This is a genomic window from Thermanaeromonas toyohensis ToBE (assembly GCF_900176005.1).
GTDB lineage: Bacteria > Bacillota > DSM-521 > Neomoorellales > Neomoorellaceae > Thermanaeromonas > Thermanaeromonas toyohensis.
The window spans coordinates 2,686,323-2,700,495 of the sequence record NZ_LT838272.1 but is presented as its reverse complement, the minus strand read 5'-3'; the positions used below and the strand labels follow the sequence as shown (position 1 = coordinate 2,700,495).

11 protein-coding genes are annotated in these 14,173 nt (G+C 47.2%); 7 read left to right on the top strand and 4 right to left on the bottom strand.

The features are described from left to right. Positions 1–67 precede the first annotated feature (67 nt). From B9A14_RS13805 to cooS, 4 genes are all read right to left on the bottom strand, one after another. A complete protein-coding gene (locus B9A14_RS13805; protein ID WP_084666441.1) occupies positions 68–1,459 on the bottom strand; it encodes an MFS transporter in 1,392 nt (463 codons plus the stop codon). 133 nt (positions 1,460–1,592) lie between these two features. Then, positions 1,593–2,849 carry an NAD(P)/FAD-dependent oxidoreductase gene (locus B9A14_RS13800; protein ID WP_172839172.1) on the bottom strand — a complete coding sequence of 419 codons (1,257 nt, stop codon included), beginning with the start codon at positions 2,847–2,849 and terminating at the stop codon, positions 1,593–1,595. Between the two features lie 20 nt (positions 2,850–2,869). Beyond that, a complete protein-coding gene (locus B9A14_RS13795) occupies positions 2,870–3,361 on the bottom strand; it encodes a 4Fe-4S dicluster domain-containing protein (RefSeq protein WP_084666439.1) in 492 nt (163 codons plus the stop codon). A 13-nt stretch (positions 3,362–3,374) separates the two neighbouring features. Then, complete coding sequence (cooS, locus tag B9A14_RS13790) at positions 3,375–5,270, bottom strand: anaerobic carbon-monoxide dehydrogenase catalytic subunit (RefSeq protein WP_084666438.1); 1,896 nt, start codon at positions 5,268–5,270, stop codon at positions 3,375–3,377. A gap of 180 nt (positions 5,271–5,450) precedes the next feature. Here cooS and B9A14_RS13785 point away from each other — a divergent pair, with 180 nt between their 5' ends. The 7 genes from B9A14_RS13785 (at position 5,451) to B9A14_RS13755 (ending at position 14,167) form a co-directional block, all read left to right on the top strand. After that, a complete protein-coding gene (locus B9A14_RS13785; protein WP_157109970.1) occupies positions 5,451–7,073 on the top strand; it encodes a DAK2 domain-containing protein in 1,623 nt (540 codons plus the stop codon). A 17-nt stretch (positions 7,074–7,090) separates the two neighbouring features. Continuing rightward, positions 7,091–7,939, top strand: coding sequence for a DegV family protein (locus tag B9A14_RS13780; protein WP_084666437.1), 849 nt, complete (start codon positions 7,091–7,093; stop codon positions 7,937–7,939). Between the two features lie 44 nt (positions 7,940–7,983). Continuing rightward, positions 7,984–8,850: a response regulator transcription factor gene (locus B9A14_RS13775; RefSeq protein WP_172839171.1), complete on the top strand. Its 867-nt coding sequence runs from the start codon at positions 7,984–7,986 to the stop codon at positions 8,848–8,850. A gap of 100 nt (positions 8,851–8,950) precedes the next feature. Further along, positions 8,951–10,336 carry an NfeD family protein gene (locus tag B9A14_RS13770; RefSeq protein WP_157110082.1) on the top strand — a complete coding sequence of 462 codons (1,386 nt, stop codon included), beginning with the start codon at positions 8,951–8,953 and terminating at the stop codon, positions 10,334–10,336. A 22-nt stretch (positions 10,337–10,358) separates the two neighbouring features. Beyond that, positions 10,359–11,123, top strand: a complete 765-nt coding sequence (locus B9A14_RS13765) for a slipin family protein (protein ID WP_084666435.1) — start codon at positions 10,359–10,361, stop codon at positions 11,121–11,123. A 33-nt stretch (positions 11,124–11,156) separates the two neighbouring features. After that, on the top strand, positions 11,157–12,830 hold the full coding sequence (locus tag B9A14_RS13760; RefSeq protein ID WP_084666434.1) for an ABC1 kinase family protein: 1,674 nt from the start codon (positions 11,157–11,159) through the stop codon (positions 12,828–12,830). A 20-nt stretch (positions 12,831–12,850) separates the two neighbouring features. Next, positions 12,851–14,167 carry a PocR ligand-binding domain-containing protein gene (locus B9A14_RS13755; RefSeq protein WP_172839170.1) on the top strand — a complete coding sequence of 439 codons (1,317 nt, stop codon included), beginning with the start codon at positions 12,851–12,853 and terminating at the stop codon, positions 14,165–14,167. The last annotated feature ends 6 nt before the right edge of the window (positions 14,168–14,173 follow it).

Below are 14,173 nucleotides of genomic sequence, written 5' to 3'. Positions count from 1 at the left end.
TATATCACGGCATAAATTCTAAGTCAACGGTAGTCCATATCTGGCAATTTTTGCCCTTCCGGTAAATCTAGTTTCCATGTATCTCGCCCCGGGCCAGCGAGGGTAAGATACCAGCCGCAGATAGAACGGCAAAAGCTAAAAAGGAGATATGATTACTTGTAAGAAGTAAGGAAGAAGTTTCCGGAGTAATAGGGATGCCTTTAAAGTAAAAAGAAAAGATCAGGGCCACGACAGCCATGCTGAAGGCTTGGCCTACAAGGCGCATGGTCCCTAGGGTAGAAGAAGCTATACCATAATAAGCCTTAGGGACGGAACTCATTACAGCATTGGTATTGGGTGAAGAGAAAAGGCCGAAGCCTGTACCTAGAAGTATCAAGTTAGTTATTATCGCTATTAAGGAAGAGTAGGGTCCCAGAAAAGCCAGGATAAATAGCCCCAAGGAAGTTAGGGCCATACCAGTGGAAGCCACTAGCCTGGGTTCCATTTTATCGGAGAGATAACCCGCTATCGGAGATAGAATGACCTGGATTAAAGATTGTATTAAAAGTACAGAACCTGCCACTTGCGGGTCTAACCCTTTAACTAGCTGAAGATATAAAGAAAGGAGAAAACCGCTACCAAAGGTAGCGCTATAGTTGATGAGGGCTGCCAGATTGGAAAAAGCGAAAGGCCTGTTGGAGGTGAAAAGCCTAAGATTTAATAAGGGGTAGGGGGTGGTCCTTTCGTACCAAACAAAGATACTTATCCCAGCTATCCCTATAAATAGGAGGACCACATGCGCGACCCCTGAGGAAAGGGTAGAAGAACCATATATTAAGGCTCCCAAACTAAAAACAGAAAGGAAGGAACCCGTAATATCGAACTTTTCCTCGCGGTTACCCACCCATTCACTTTTGAGTTTAGTTCCTGCCAGGGTTAGAGTGATAGCCCCAACCAGGAAGGTGGCTAAGAAAATGGAACGCCAACCGAACTGATGGGTTAACAGGCCTCCCAGGAAAGGTCCTAAAGTTAAACCAGTATAGACTGCCGCAGCATTGATTCCCAGAACCCGGCCTCTTTCCTGGGGCGGGAAAACGGAGGTTAAGATAGCTACTGCTGTTCCAAAAATCATGGCACTACTTATCCCTTGCAGAGCACGGAAGGTTATTAAAAGTAAAAGATTGGGGGCCAGGGCTGAAAGAAGGGAAAAGAGAGTATAACCGCTTATACCGGCCAAGAAAATTTTTTTCCGGCCATATAAGTCAGCCAGACGTCCAAAGGGCAAAAGGAAAGCTGCCGAAGTTAGTAAAAAGGCCGAAACTACCCAATTAAGGCTCATAGCGTCGGCCTTAAATTCAGCTCCTATACTGGGGATGGCCAGATTAAGAGAACTGCTTGTGAAAGGAGTAAGGAAAGAGGCGAGGGTAGCTGCTATCAGGGCGAAACGAGGCTGAACTACGTCCTGAGAGAGGGTTGACATCGCTAGCCTCCTTTAATGTAAGCCTAAATAATCGGTTTAGTCTTTATTATAACACAGATAAAGTACTTAGAAGAAAAAAATTAAGCGCCCTGGCGCAACTTACGCCTCGGCGCTATTTTCATGCTTTTGTTTGCTAGTGACGGAAAATGTGACCGTAATTAAAATCATCCCTTAAGAGAAGGTGGCGGAAGGGCCTAACCTCGGCTTTTTTCTTAATGAGAGCACCATAGACTCCTGCTTGGTGGATATCCCCTACTAGGATCATACCTATGAGGATATTATCCCGGAGCACCAATTTTTTGTATCGATTGCGGTCCGGCTGGTAATCCACCAATATTTCATATTCACCCTCTGGCGGTTGCGTTAACCCCATGGCGATGGCCGGGACCTCCCGAAATTCTACTGCATTTTGCATACCTACCATGCCACTATAGGGCCGTCTGATGCCTGCCATATTATAAGCAGCAATGCGCCCTTGAGCGCAGGCATTGGGCCAGATAGGCGTCAGGACCATTTGACCAGTTACTACATCCTTTGTTTCTGCTACATCTCCGGCGGCGTAGATGTCCGGAATACTTGTTTCCATATACTCGTTGACCGGGATACCGCGATTTATTACCATTCCACTGTCCCGCACCACCTCTACATTAGGGCGGGTTCCGGTGGCAATCACTACTACGTCGGCCTTTAATCTTTCACCATCCTCTAGGATTATCCCTTTACCAGGCCGTCCAAAAAGACGGCTCCATAATCCAGGGGGAGCGATCTCTTTTATACCTTTGCCCAGGATAAAGCGGATTCCTTCAGCTTGCATATCCCGCATTAGTATACTGGCGGCCAGGGCATCAAATTGCTGCGGTAAAATATGGGGCATCTTTTCTACTACAGTAACCTCCAGCCCCCGTCCATAAAGGGCGTAAGCTGTTTCTAAGCCCACGAAGCCCCCACCTATGATAACTACTTTGCGGGCGCCATTACAGGCACGCAGGATACCTTTAGCATCGGATAAATGTCGTAAGCCAAAGACGTTTTCTCCTTTAACCCCCGGTACCGGGGGGAAGGAGCTGGAAGCGCCAGTAGCAATAAGCAATTTATCGTAAGGGACTACCGTACCGTCTTCCAGCTTAACTTCCTTGGATTTAGCATCCACTCCCACTGCCCTCTGGCCGAAAAGAGTCTTAATCCGGTTCCGGCTATAGAAGTCCCTGGGGCGGATACGCAAATTATCTTCTACCCTGGTGCCGGCCAGGAAATTGGGTAAAAGGCAGCGGGAGTAAGCTGGCAGGTTTTCCTCAGCAATCATAACTATCTCTGCATTTGGATCGAGAGAGCGCAAAGTCTCGGCCGCCCGCACCCCAGCAGCACTGTTACCTATGATAACGTGGCGCAAAGCTCCTCGCCCCCTCTCCTTTAGCCAAGCGCAGCCAAAGCGACAGCAGCCCTCATAGCACGCTCCCTGGCAAAGGTATCTACCTCCACAAATTGGAGGGCATTATTAGGACAGGCTTCCACACAGGCTGGCACTTTCCGGCCTTTACAGCGATCACATTTTAATGCAATCTTTTTGGCGGGATGTTGGGTAATGGCTCCGTAAGGACAGGCCATAATGCACATCCAACATCCTACACAAGTCTGCTCGTTTCCCTCATTAGTCACAATCCCTGTGACTGGGTCCTTTTGCATAGCTCCCGTCATACAGGCATCCACACAAGCTGGTTCCTCGCAGTGACGGCACATGAGAGGGATAGCTTTCCCTTTTACTGGCAGTACCTGTATGCGGGAAGGTACTTTTTCAGTCAGGGCCCCTAAGATAGTTTGGCTTAAAGAGTGGGCAGCAGCACAGGCCAGGGTACAGGTTAGGCAACCGTTACAACGTTCAGCATCGATCATGATTTCTTTCATAGGGAGTCGCCTCCTATAAGCCTAAGGCTTTCCGTTTGGCATCTATATGGGCTACCATGGCCTCTACTGCCTTAACAGGATCCTCCTCTACTAGTACCTTACCGCCCTGCAACTGTTCGATATCCTGGGTTAAAATTTTGGTTACTAGTTCGCTTCCGGTTACCGGCGGTATCGGGCCTATGTGGGTTAAAAGCCCGAAGGAAACGGCAAAGATACCATCGGCCACTGCCTTTTGCTCCAAATACTCCGGTGCCGAAGCTACCACTGGTAGCTGGCTCGGATCTACTCCTAAAGCGCTGGCGATGGCGGTTACTGCTACTCCAATACGGCCGATATCCACGCAGGAACCAAAGTTTAATACTGGAGGTATACCCACCATCCGGCAGACGGTTTTTAGATGATCTCCGCAGAGCTCAATAGCTGTGGGGTCCATTAACCCTTCAATTTCCGCTGCGCTGCTCATACAGCCAGCAGAAATGACTAGGACATTGTTCTTGAGGAATTCTCGCATAATGGTAAGGCCTTTAATATCATGGCCGTTTCGGTTATTAGTGCACCCAACTACCGCCGCTATTCCACGGATAGCACCTTTTTTAATCGCATCTAGTAGGGGATCAAGGCTACCACCCAGGGCCTTTAATATAGTCTCTACCCCAAAGCCAGCTACTACCTTGGATTTGTAAGGCGGTATATATACGTTATGGCTACGTTCCTTGTATGCTTCTATAGCCATCTTAATTAATTGCCGGGCTTGTTCTGCCACCTTTTCCGGAACGTAATCTACATGGTCTTCTACTCCGGCCATACGGACAATCCTGTCTACGCAGACCAACTTGGTGTGGAAGTGGTCGGCCACTGTTTTAAGACCGGGGATGGAGCAGTTCATGTCCATCATTACTAGGTCCACGGCGCCAGTAGCTACATAGTATTCCTGGGGAAGCCAGTTGCTGAGCTGCCCGGCGAAGCCCTTGGCGCTGGTAGCTGAACGCTGCATAAGCTCTTGGCCCGTGCACATGGAACCGTAAACTTTAATGCCCTTGGCTCCTGCCTGGCAGGCCAGTTCTTTAAGCTTCGGGTCTTCTGCGGCCTGGATAACTGCTGTGGCCATTAACGGAACGTGACCATGGGCCACAATATTCACTGTTTCGGGGTCAATAATACCTAGATCAGCTTGGCTTTCTACCAGGGACGGCGTACCTAGGAGGATATCCTGTACTGTAATGGTACCCACCAGCCCCATATAGCCAGTGGCCAGGGCGAGACGTACTACGGTTAGTAAAAGATCTACAGGATCAGTATCTATACTGGTCATAGATTTAGTCAGGGCATCGCGGATTTCCGATAAGACGCCACCGGGTATTACCCCTAGTTTCTTCCATACTTCTTTACGGGAAGTAAGGGCGAAAACCTCAAGCAGAGCCAAAGGATCTTGGCTATCTTTACGCAACTCGGCCAGTACATAATCAGCCAGGGCTATGGTCAATTCCTTGGTGGGCCTTTTAGTATCTAACCCTAAGACACTGGCAATCTCCTTTAGCTTTTGTTCATCGCCGATTTGAAAAGGTGTCTTCCCTTGGGCAGTAGCTTTTAGAGTTTTAGCTAGTTCTTCTAGGTGATGGCTGTAAGCTGCAGCCCCATGAACGGCTAGGCGTACCAGGTTGCGGGCTACGATGGTGTCGGCTGTTGCCCCACAGATAGCCCGTTCGGCTCTTGCCGTAATGCGGCAAGGTCCGTGGCTACATAGCTGACAGCATACCCCCTGCATCCCGAAACCGCACTGGGGTTGCTGCGCTTCCCAGCGGTCAAAAATGGTGGTAATACCCATCTTTTTGGTACGCTCATACATTTCATTAGTACTTTTATGGGCGGAGTAACAAATAGAAGAAGTACAGGTATGACAAGCGCTCATAAATCTAACCTCCTCGGATTACTTGGATTTGATTTAATATATAGCAGCTCTATACCGGCATTGCTGTGATGGTTTTCCTCTTTCTTAAGTGATCTGCATCACACTAGAGGAGGAAAAAATTCCTGGATGTCGAATGAAGCATAAAGCTTTTATATTCTCAAAGAATGGGAGGCTAGATTTTTGCCTTATTATTTTTTTGATGGCCAGGATTTTAAAGTAATGCTCGTGGGAGCGGCCAATCTCTTAGGGCAAGTGCGGACGGAAATTGATAATTTAAACGTATTTCCCGTGCCGGACGGGGATACAGGGACTAATATATACTTAACTCTCTTAAGTGGCGTTAAAGAGATGCAAAGCCTCGCTACCTCCTCCTTGGGGGCGGTGGCTGAAGCCTTTGCTCGAGGGTGTCTTTTAGGAGCCCGGGGAAACTCTGGTGTGATCTTATCTCAAATAGTACGGGGTTTTGCCGACGCTTTGTCCGGTAAAGAGCGGGCAGGGGTTCACGAGCTTGCGCGGGCTTTTAGCCTAGGTACCGAGTATGCCTATTGCGCTGTAGATAATCCGGTAGAGGGTACTATCCTTACAGTTTGTCGGGCTATAAGCCAGGCTACATTGGAAGCGTCGGTTAAGACTAGGGATTTACTCCGGGTAATAATATATACTTACCGGCAAGCTCAGCAGGCCTTAGACTACACCCCTGAACTTTTGCCGGTTTTAAAAGAAGCAGGAGTGGTGGACGCAGGAGGTAAGGGACTAGTTGTAATACTTGAGGGGATTATCCAGGCCCTAGAAGACTTGGCGGTTAAAAAGGATATACAGCTCTTCGATCTAGCTGCCTTCCAACAGAGGCAATTTGCTCCCTCAAGAAAGGCTATATTATCAGCAGAAATAGATTATACTTATTGTACCGAATTTGTGTTGGTAGGCCAAAATATTCCTTTAGAGACCCTAAAGAAGGAACTAGCCCCTTATGGAGATTGTCTTTTAGTAGTGGGGAACGAAAAAACAGCCAAAATCCATATCCATTCTAATCATCCAGGGTTGGTACTAGAATGTGGCCTCAAGTACGGCAGTTTACGTTCGGTAGAGATAAACAATATGGAAGAACAATACCTGGAGTGGAAACGATCTCCCAAAGAAGAAAAACAACCTCTAGGAATAGTGGCCGTGGGTCCAGGGGAGGGCCTTAATGCTATATTGGAGAGCCTAGGGGCCAACGTAGTAGTGGATGGCGGGCCGACCATGAATCCCAGCGCCCAGGACTTAGCCACGGCCATAAAAAGTGTAAAGGCCGACATAGTTATAGTTCTGCCCAATAATAGCAATATACTTCTTGCAGCCGAACAAGCCGTCCAAATAGCAGGCCGATCTGCACGGGTAATACCTTCGGTAACTGTACCCCAGGGTATCGCAGCCCTTATGGCCTTTAACCCTTGTTCTAGCCTTATGGAAAACCTATCCAAGATGACAGAGGTTATGAAGAAAGTCAAAACCGGCGAAATAACCCGGGCAGCCAAAGATTCTCATATAAACGGCTGGAAGATTCGAGAAGGAGATTATCTGGGTTTGGTGGAAGGACAAGTGGTAACCTGCGGTTCTGATCTGGCAGAAGTTTTGCAGCAAACCTTGAAGGAGATGATTGAGGAGAACTCGAGCCTAGTAACCTTGTATTTTGGAGGCGATCTTTCTACTTTAGAAGCAGAAAGCTTTACCGAAGCTATGCGGAGGCGCTTTCCAGAAGTAGATTTTGAACTCTATTATGGAGGACAGCCATTATATCAATTTATTATTTCAGTGGAATAAGGGGGGTGCGGTAAAATATGGGCAAAATAAGAATAGTTACTGATAGCACGGCCGACCTGCCCCGTGAGCTAATAGAGAAGTACAATATCATTGTAGTACCTTTAAAAGTAATGTTCGGACAAGAAATTTATCGGGATGGAGTAGATCTTACCTCCCGTCAATTCTTTCAAAAACTTCGCAGCTCTTCTACCTTGCCCACTACCTCCCAACCCTCCCCTCAAGAATTTTTGGAAGCCTATCGACCCTTGGTAGAAGAAAGGGCCAGTATCGTCTCTATCCATATTTCTTCGTACTTAAGCGGCACTTTGCAGTCAGCCAAACTGGCTAAAGCTATGTTAGGTTATGAGGATTTAGAGATAATTGATTCCCGGTTGGTAAGTTTGGCTTTGGGATTGGGCGTCTTGGTAGCGGCTCAAAAGGCTTTTGAGGGTTGCTCAAAAGAAGAAGTGTTGGGAGCAGCTAGACAAGTTATGGATAATATACAAGCATATTTTTTAGTAGATACTTTAGAATACTTACAGCGCGGAGGACGTATTGGGAAAGCCCAGGCTTTTTTAGGAAGTCTGCTCAATATAAAACCCCTTTGTACCCTGAGGGAAGGTATTATATACCCTTACGAGAAAATCCGGGGTAAGCTTAAGGCTATGGAGCGGCTAGTAGAGGTTATAACGGAAAAGTTCCCGCCAGGTTCACCCTTATGGTGTGTCCTTGTACACGGGGATGACCTCGAAGGGCTTGAACAATTAAAGGAGAGGTTAGAAAAGAAGGTTACCATTAGCCAACTGATCACAGGAGAGATAGGGCCGGTTGTAGGTACACATGCTGGACCAGGCTTATTGGGGATTATAGCTTGTCCTATGTTTTAAATAGATATATCCACATAATGGATACATTTGGGGTGTTTATTTTAATGGGAGACCAGAAACGTGATGTGCGTTTGTTGCTTTCTCCCCTCGAGTTACGGGTTGCCCTCTTAGCCAGGGCCGGGCTTAAACGCTGGGAAATAGCCCGGGCCTTGAACCTTAAAGAGGGTACGGTAAAATCCCAACTGAAACGTATCACGGCTAAACTTCGGCCTGGGTGGAAAAAGGACACCTTTTGGTTATGGCCTGAAGTATCTCGTGAGTTGGAAGAAGCTATAAACGAACTACAGTCTCTTCATTACAAGAAAGATAAGAAAGCCTCGAAGGAAGTGGCTAGTTCCCGTCCATCAGAGTATACTTTGGTGCGTAAAGCTATTGAGGGGAACTTAGCAGGGTCCCAGGCAGCTATACTCTACTTGTTAGGGCATCCTTCCCTTAAGGGTCGTAAGTTTATTGCTGAGGCGCGTTCCTTGCAGTGGAAGTTAATCCAGCTAGGAGACAAAGGAGAAGCCCTTGCCTTGAGTGCCGGGGCCCGCTTTTGGTTGAAACCTGCTTTGGAGACCCTAGTAGAGAACAGATACCTTAAACTGTTACAGAGCGACGGGACGAGCTTTTACCGTCCTTCCTGGCTACCGTATTTAACTCCCAATCGAGCCCGGGGTACACGAGGAGCCTATTATAGGATTGCTGGGGGAACCAAGGAATATGTTCAAGGATTTCTGCTAAAGTGGCTGGCTACTGAATTAGAACCCTATATAGCCCGCATACACGCTAAGATGTTTAAACGATGGCAGGCTTTAAGTCGCATGGCCTGCTTGGCCGGTAGGGAGCCTCCGGAACCCCCTCCTACTTTAGAGATGCTTTGGCGGGAAGCCCAATCCTTTCTTTTTTCCCCAGAACAACATAGAGGATAACTTATAGAGTGGGGGGTTATATGATAAAATTAAAGTACAAAATACAAAAAGTGATAACAAATATTATATTGTTCCTTAAAGGCTTAAAGGATTGAGGGTTATGGTCTTCCGGGAAAAAGGTAATAAACACCGTGCTAAAGGCACCCTGTTTTATGTAACTACCAGGCTAGTTATGGTAACTATTTTAACTTTGGTTTTATTCTCCCGGATGACTATAGCTCATTCTAGCGAAGTCGAACGCTCATCTCCTTGCATATATGTATTGCGGGTAGAGGGCCCCATAGTCCCAGTGACGGCTGATTATATACAAAAAGGGATTAGAGAAGCTTATGAGGATGGAGCCTGCCTCTTAATTCTTGAACTTAGTACGCCTGGTGGATTATATAGCAGCACCCAAAAAATAGTAGAAAGCATTTTAAATGCCCCCTTACCGGTAGTAGTGCATGTTTGCCCAGCTGGGGCTTGGGCGGGATCAGCGGGGACTTTTATTACCATAGCTGCCCACGTAGCTGCCATGGCTCCGGGAAGTAGGATAGGAGCTGCCCATCCTGTAGCGGTAGGCAGTGAAGGAGAACTCCCAGAAACGCATAAACAGAAGATAGCCCAGGATGCAGCGGCTTGGGTTCGGAGTATTGCTGAGTGCCGTGGGCGAGACCCGAGGGAGGCGGAATTGGCTGTACTAGAGAGCAAATCCTTTAGTGATTCTGAAGCTCTAAAGGCTGGACTTATTGACTTGCGGGCGACTACGCGAGAGGAACTTTTACAACAACTGGAGGGTAAGAAAGTCAAATTAATAAATGGTGAGGAAGTAACGTTGCAGGTAATAGATAAACCGATCCATCTTTTAGCCATGACTTCAGCCCAGCGTTTACTCTTGGCTGTGAGTGATCCCAACATAGCGTATCTTTTTATGACTTTGGGTACCTTGGGGCTACTTGTGGAGTTGTATCATCCAGGAGCTATTTTTCCAGGTGTAGTAGGGGGGATAAGTCTTCTCTTGGGCCTTTACGCTCTAGGAAGTCTAGAAGCTAGGTTTAGCGGCCTTCTCCTGCTCCTCCTTGGGCTTATCCTTATGGCCGCGGAAGTTTTTGTAGTAAGCCATGGCCTTCTACTAGGTGGAGGACTTATTTCTTTTATACTTGGTTCTATTCTCCTCTTTAACGAAAATCCTTTTTATTGGCGATTGAACCTGGTCTTGGTTACTGTAACTTCGTTGATTTTAGCCAGTTTTCTTACTTTCCTTTTAGGAGCGGCTATAAAGGCCCAGCGGCGCAAGGTCACTACCGGAAGGGAGAGCCTAATAGGAACTCAAGGAGTAGCACTTACGGAGTTAAAACCGGAAGGGACGATACTGGTGGAAGGAGAACGCTGGAAGGCGGAAAGTACAGAGCCTGTTAGCCCTGGTGAAAGGGTGGTTGTTACAGGAATAGAAGGGTTGAAGTTGAAGGTCAAAAGGCAAAGTAAAACAGATGGGGAAACATACTAAATAAAGAAAGGCAGGTATCGTTATGGAAGCTTTTATCTCCTTTGTAGTCTTATTGGTTATCCTTATAAGTCTGGTTTCGGCTTCTGTCCGGGTGGTCCAGGAATATGAAAGAGGGGTTATTTTCCGTCTGGGTCGTTACGTGGGCGTACGTGGACCTGGTCTTTTCTTTCTTATACCTTTCATAGAGCGTATGCAGAAGGTAGATCTTCGTGTGGTAACTATGGAGGTTCCTACCCAGGAAGCTATTACCAGGGATAATGTGACAGTCAAAGTTAATGCAGTAGTTTACTTTCGAGTAGTAGAACCCGCCAGCGCGGTTATTAAGGTTATGGACCACATCCGGGCCACTTCCCAGTTGGCCCAGACCACCTTACGTAGCGTTCTGGGGCAGTCGGATCTAGATGAACTCCTGGCGCATAGGGAACAGATAAACCAGCGGTTGCAACAGATCATCGATGAGGGTACCGAACCGTGGGGTGTGAAGGTTAGCCTTGTGGAGATAAGGGATGTGGAGCTTCCCCAGAGTATGCAGCGGGCTATGGCTGCCCAGGCTGAAGCCGAGAGGGAACGACGGGCTAAAATAATCCATGCTGATGGTGAGTTCCAGGCGGCAGAGAAGCTGGCTGAAGCTGCGCGTATTATCTCTTCGCAGCCCGCCTCTTTACAGCTACGCTACTTGCAGACTCTTACTGAGATAGCTTCCGATAAGAGCAGTATATTAGTCTTTCCCGTGCCTATAGAGCTTTTTAAACATTACACCGAAAAGGAAAAAAGAGGGGAAAATTAACGGGAAGAGCGATCTCCCGGAGGAGAGGTCTCCTTGCTAGGAAAGCGTTATACCCATGTCCAGCGCCTGCGCAAAATAGCCAATACCCTAGCCAGGTATGGTTTTGGTTATTTTATAGATCAATTAGGCTTTAGCACTTTGCTTAGCAAGGTGGCCAAGAGAGACAAACTTAGGCTTTCACCGGGTCAGAGGCTGCGGTTGGCTTTGGAAGAGTTGGGGCCTACCTTTGTTAAGCTCGGGCAATTTTTAAGCACCCGGCCAGATATATTGCCCCGGGAAATAATAAACGAACTTTCCCGCTTGCAAGATGAGGTTTCTCCCGTTAGCACAGAGAATATATATGCTGTTCTTCAGGAGGAGCTAGGGCAAGCTTGGGAAAAGATTTTTGTTAGTTTTGATCCCCAGCCCTTGGCAGCTGCTTCCATTGGCCAGGTTCACCTGGCCTCTTTACCTGGAGGCCAACGGGTGATAGTTAAGGTCCGGCGTCCGCGGGTGGAACAGGTAATCCAGGTTGATCTGGAGATCCTCCATTATCTTGCGCGCGTGGCCCAGCGTCACACTGTCTACGGCCAAATTTACGATTTTGTATCCATAGCGCAGGAGTTTAGTCGGGCCCTAAAACAAGAGTTAGATTATACCTTGGAGGGGCGCAATGCTGACCGGTTACGCCAGGTACTAGCGGGTGAGGCCCAGGTGTATATCCCCCGAGTATATTGGGAATATACTACCAGCCGTGTTCTCACCATGGAATTCGTGGAAGGTATAAAGCTTAACAACTTGGAAGAACTTAAGCGGAGGGGATACAATCTTAAACGTATTGCTAGGTATCTGGTACAAGCCTTTTATCGCCAAATTTTAGTGGAAGGTTTTTTCCACGGAGACCCCCACCCTGGAAATTTAGCTGTGTTACCGGGGGAGAAAATAGTTTTTATGGATTTCGGGCTTATGGGAAGCTTGTCTGAAGAACATAGAAAGGAGGCTATCCGGCTGGTATTAGGTTTGGTCAGGCGTCGTAGCCAGGAGGTAATCCAGGCTATGCTCAATCTAGGTGTTATCCCTCAGGACCTCGATTTCAACGCTTTGCGCCGGGAAATAGATAGGCTGCGGGAGCGGTATTTGAATATACCTTTAAAAAATATAAAGTTGGGTCAGGCTATAAATGATCTTCTAGAAGTAGCTTTCCGTTTCCGCATCCAGATGCCGGTAGAATTTTCTCTTTTAGGCAAAACTCTCCTTTCTTTAGAGAGTTTGGTGACCCAGTTGGATCCTGAAATTAGCTTGGTGGAGATGGCTGGTCCTTACGTAAAAGAGCTTATCCATAGTAGGTACCGGCCGCGGGAACTCTGGCGACAACTAGAAGAAAATTTCTGGAATTACCTAGACCTGGCCCATGAACTTCCCCAACAGGTAAAGGGTGCTTTATTAAGGCTTAACCGTGGAGATCTTACTTTGAAACTCGAACATCGAGAACTTAGGATATTTTTCCGGCATCTAGAAGGAGCAGTCAATAAACTAAGCTTAAGCCTTATATTTTTAGCCTTTAGCATTTTAATGGCTGGCCTGATTATTAGCGCAGGGTTAGGGGCTATACCTTTAACGGGTGGTAGATTGTTTTTCCGGCTACCGGTGCTAGAGATAGGTATCGGGATAGCCTCAGTAGTTTTTATCTGGCTTTTAGTAGCCATTTTAAAGGGAGGCCGGTTCTAAAGCAGGTTATGAAAAAGGACATGAGGCAGGATATGCAAGGGCAACTTGTACAGAGGCTTTTAAGGTCCTTTACCGAAGCTACAGGAGTACGGGCCGCGGTCTTCAATGCCGAGGGAGAGCCGTGGCTCGAGGTAGAAGATTATCATTATCATTCACCCTTTTGCCAGATGGTAAATTCTGTATCTGAGGGTAATGAGCGTTGTAGGGAAACCCATATCAAGGCCTGCCGCCAGGCTTACGGTCTATGTGATCCCTATATTTTTTTCTGCCACGCTGGACTTGTCCACTGGGCAGTACCTATCCTGGTGGGGGACCAGGTGAAGGCAGTTATAATTTGTGGCCAGGTATTGATGTGGGAGCTGGATGACTTGGCAATAGAAGAAATACTTAGAAAAGTAAAGGATCTGGAGCTTCCAGAGGAGGAATTAAAAGAGGCTATACTCCGCATTCAAGTAGTTTCACCCCGTAAAGTACAGGGTGCAGTAGAACTGCTTAAACTAGTGGCCAGACATATTGCTACCTCTGCCCTCCCCATCCCCTCGCTGGCCTCAAACAATAATATACCACCGGCTGACCCAAGTAGAGGATGTAGATTTCCAGCAGTCAAATCTGAACAAATCACTGGAGGTTCTTTATGGTCTTGGCTGGTAGAAGCCCAGCCTTGGCGCCAGGGGGATTCTTACCAGCTAGAAAAAGAACAAGCTTTAATAACCAAAGTCCGTCTGGGAGATCGTGAAGGAGCTGAAACCGTCCTGGAAGAGTTGTTAGGCAATATCCTATTTGTAGGGATAAACCGAGCAGAGACTATCAAGTTCCGGCTTCTCGAACTCCTGGCTTTGCTTTCTCGGGCTGCCCTAGCTGGGGGTGCTACAGCGGAAGAGATTTTAGAACTGAGCATGAAATATATGGAAGGTTTGAGTAAACTTTCTTTAGAAGAAAGTATTCTTTGGATTTTCCAAGCTTTGGAAGATTTTATTAATAGTACCTGCGCTAGGTCAGGTAAAACACGGATTTCCTCTCCCTATATCAAGCAAGCTATAGCTTATATTAACAAAAATTTTTCCCGCAACATCGGGGTAGAAGATGTAGCCCGGGCAGTAGGAATAAGTCCAGCTCATTTAAGTCGGCTTTTCAAACAAGAACTAGGCCGTACAGTTATCGAGTATTTAACCCTAGTGCGCCTGGAACAGGCTAAATTGCTTCTACGTAAAGGGGATTTAACTTTGGAAGAGATATCCCGGAGGGTGGGTTATAATGATGTAGCCTATTTTTCTCGGGTATTTAAGCGAGAGGTAGGTGTAACACCCGGCATTTTCCGAAGTACGACTGTAATGTAGGATTTT

Excerpts from the sequence above, each read along its gene's own strand:
- B9A14_RS13805 (WP_084666441.1), bottom strand. The coding sequence starts at position 1,459 with ATGTCAACCCTCTCTCAGGACGTAGTTCAGCCTCGTTTCGCCCTGATA.
- B9A14_RS13795 (WP_084666439.1), bottom strand. The coding sequence starts at position 3,361 with ATGAAAGAAATCATGATCGATGCTGAACGTTGTAACGGTTGCCTAACC.
- cooS (WP_084666438.1), bottom strand. The coding sequence starts at position 5,270 with ATGAGCGCTTGTCATACCTGTACTTCTTCTATTTGTTACTCCGCCCAT.
- B9A14_RS13780 (WP_084666437.1), top strand. The coding sequence starts at position 7,091 with ATGGGCAAAATAAGAATAGTTACTGATAGCACGGCCGACCTGCCCCGT.
- B9A14_RS13775 (WP_172839171.1), top strand. The coding sequence starts at position 7,984 with ATGGGAGACCAGAAACGTGATGTGCGTTTGTTGCTTTCTCCCCTCGAG.
- B9A14_RS13770 (WP_157110082.1), top strand. The coding sequence starts at position 8,951 with ATGGTCTTCCGGGAAAAAGGTAATAAACACCGTGCTAAAGGCACCCTG.
- B9A14_RS13765 (WP_084666435.1), top strand. The coding sequence starts at position 10,359 with ATGGAAGCTTTTATCTCCTTTGTAGTCTTATTGGTTATCCTTATAAGT.
- B9A14_RS13755 (WP_172839170.1), top strand. The coding sequence starts at position 12,851 with ATGAGGCAGGATATGCAAGGGCAACTTGTACAGAGGCTTTTAAGGTCC.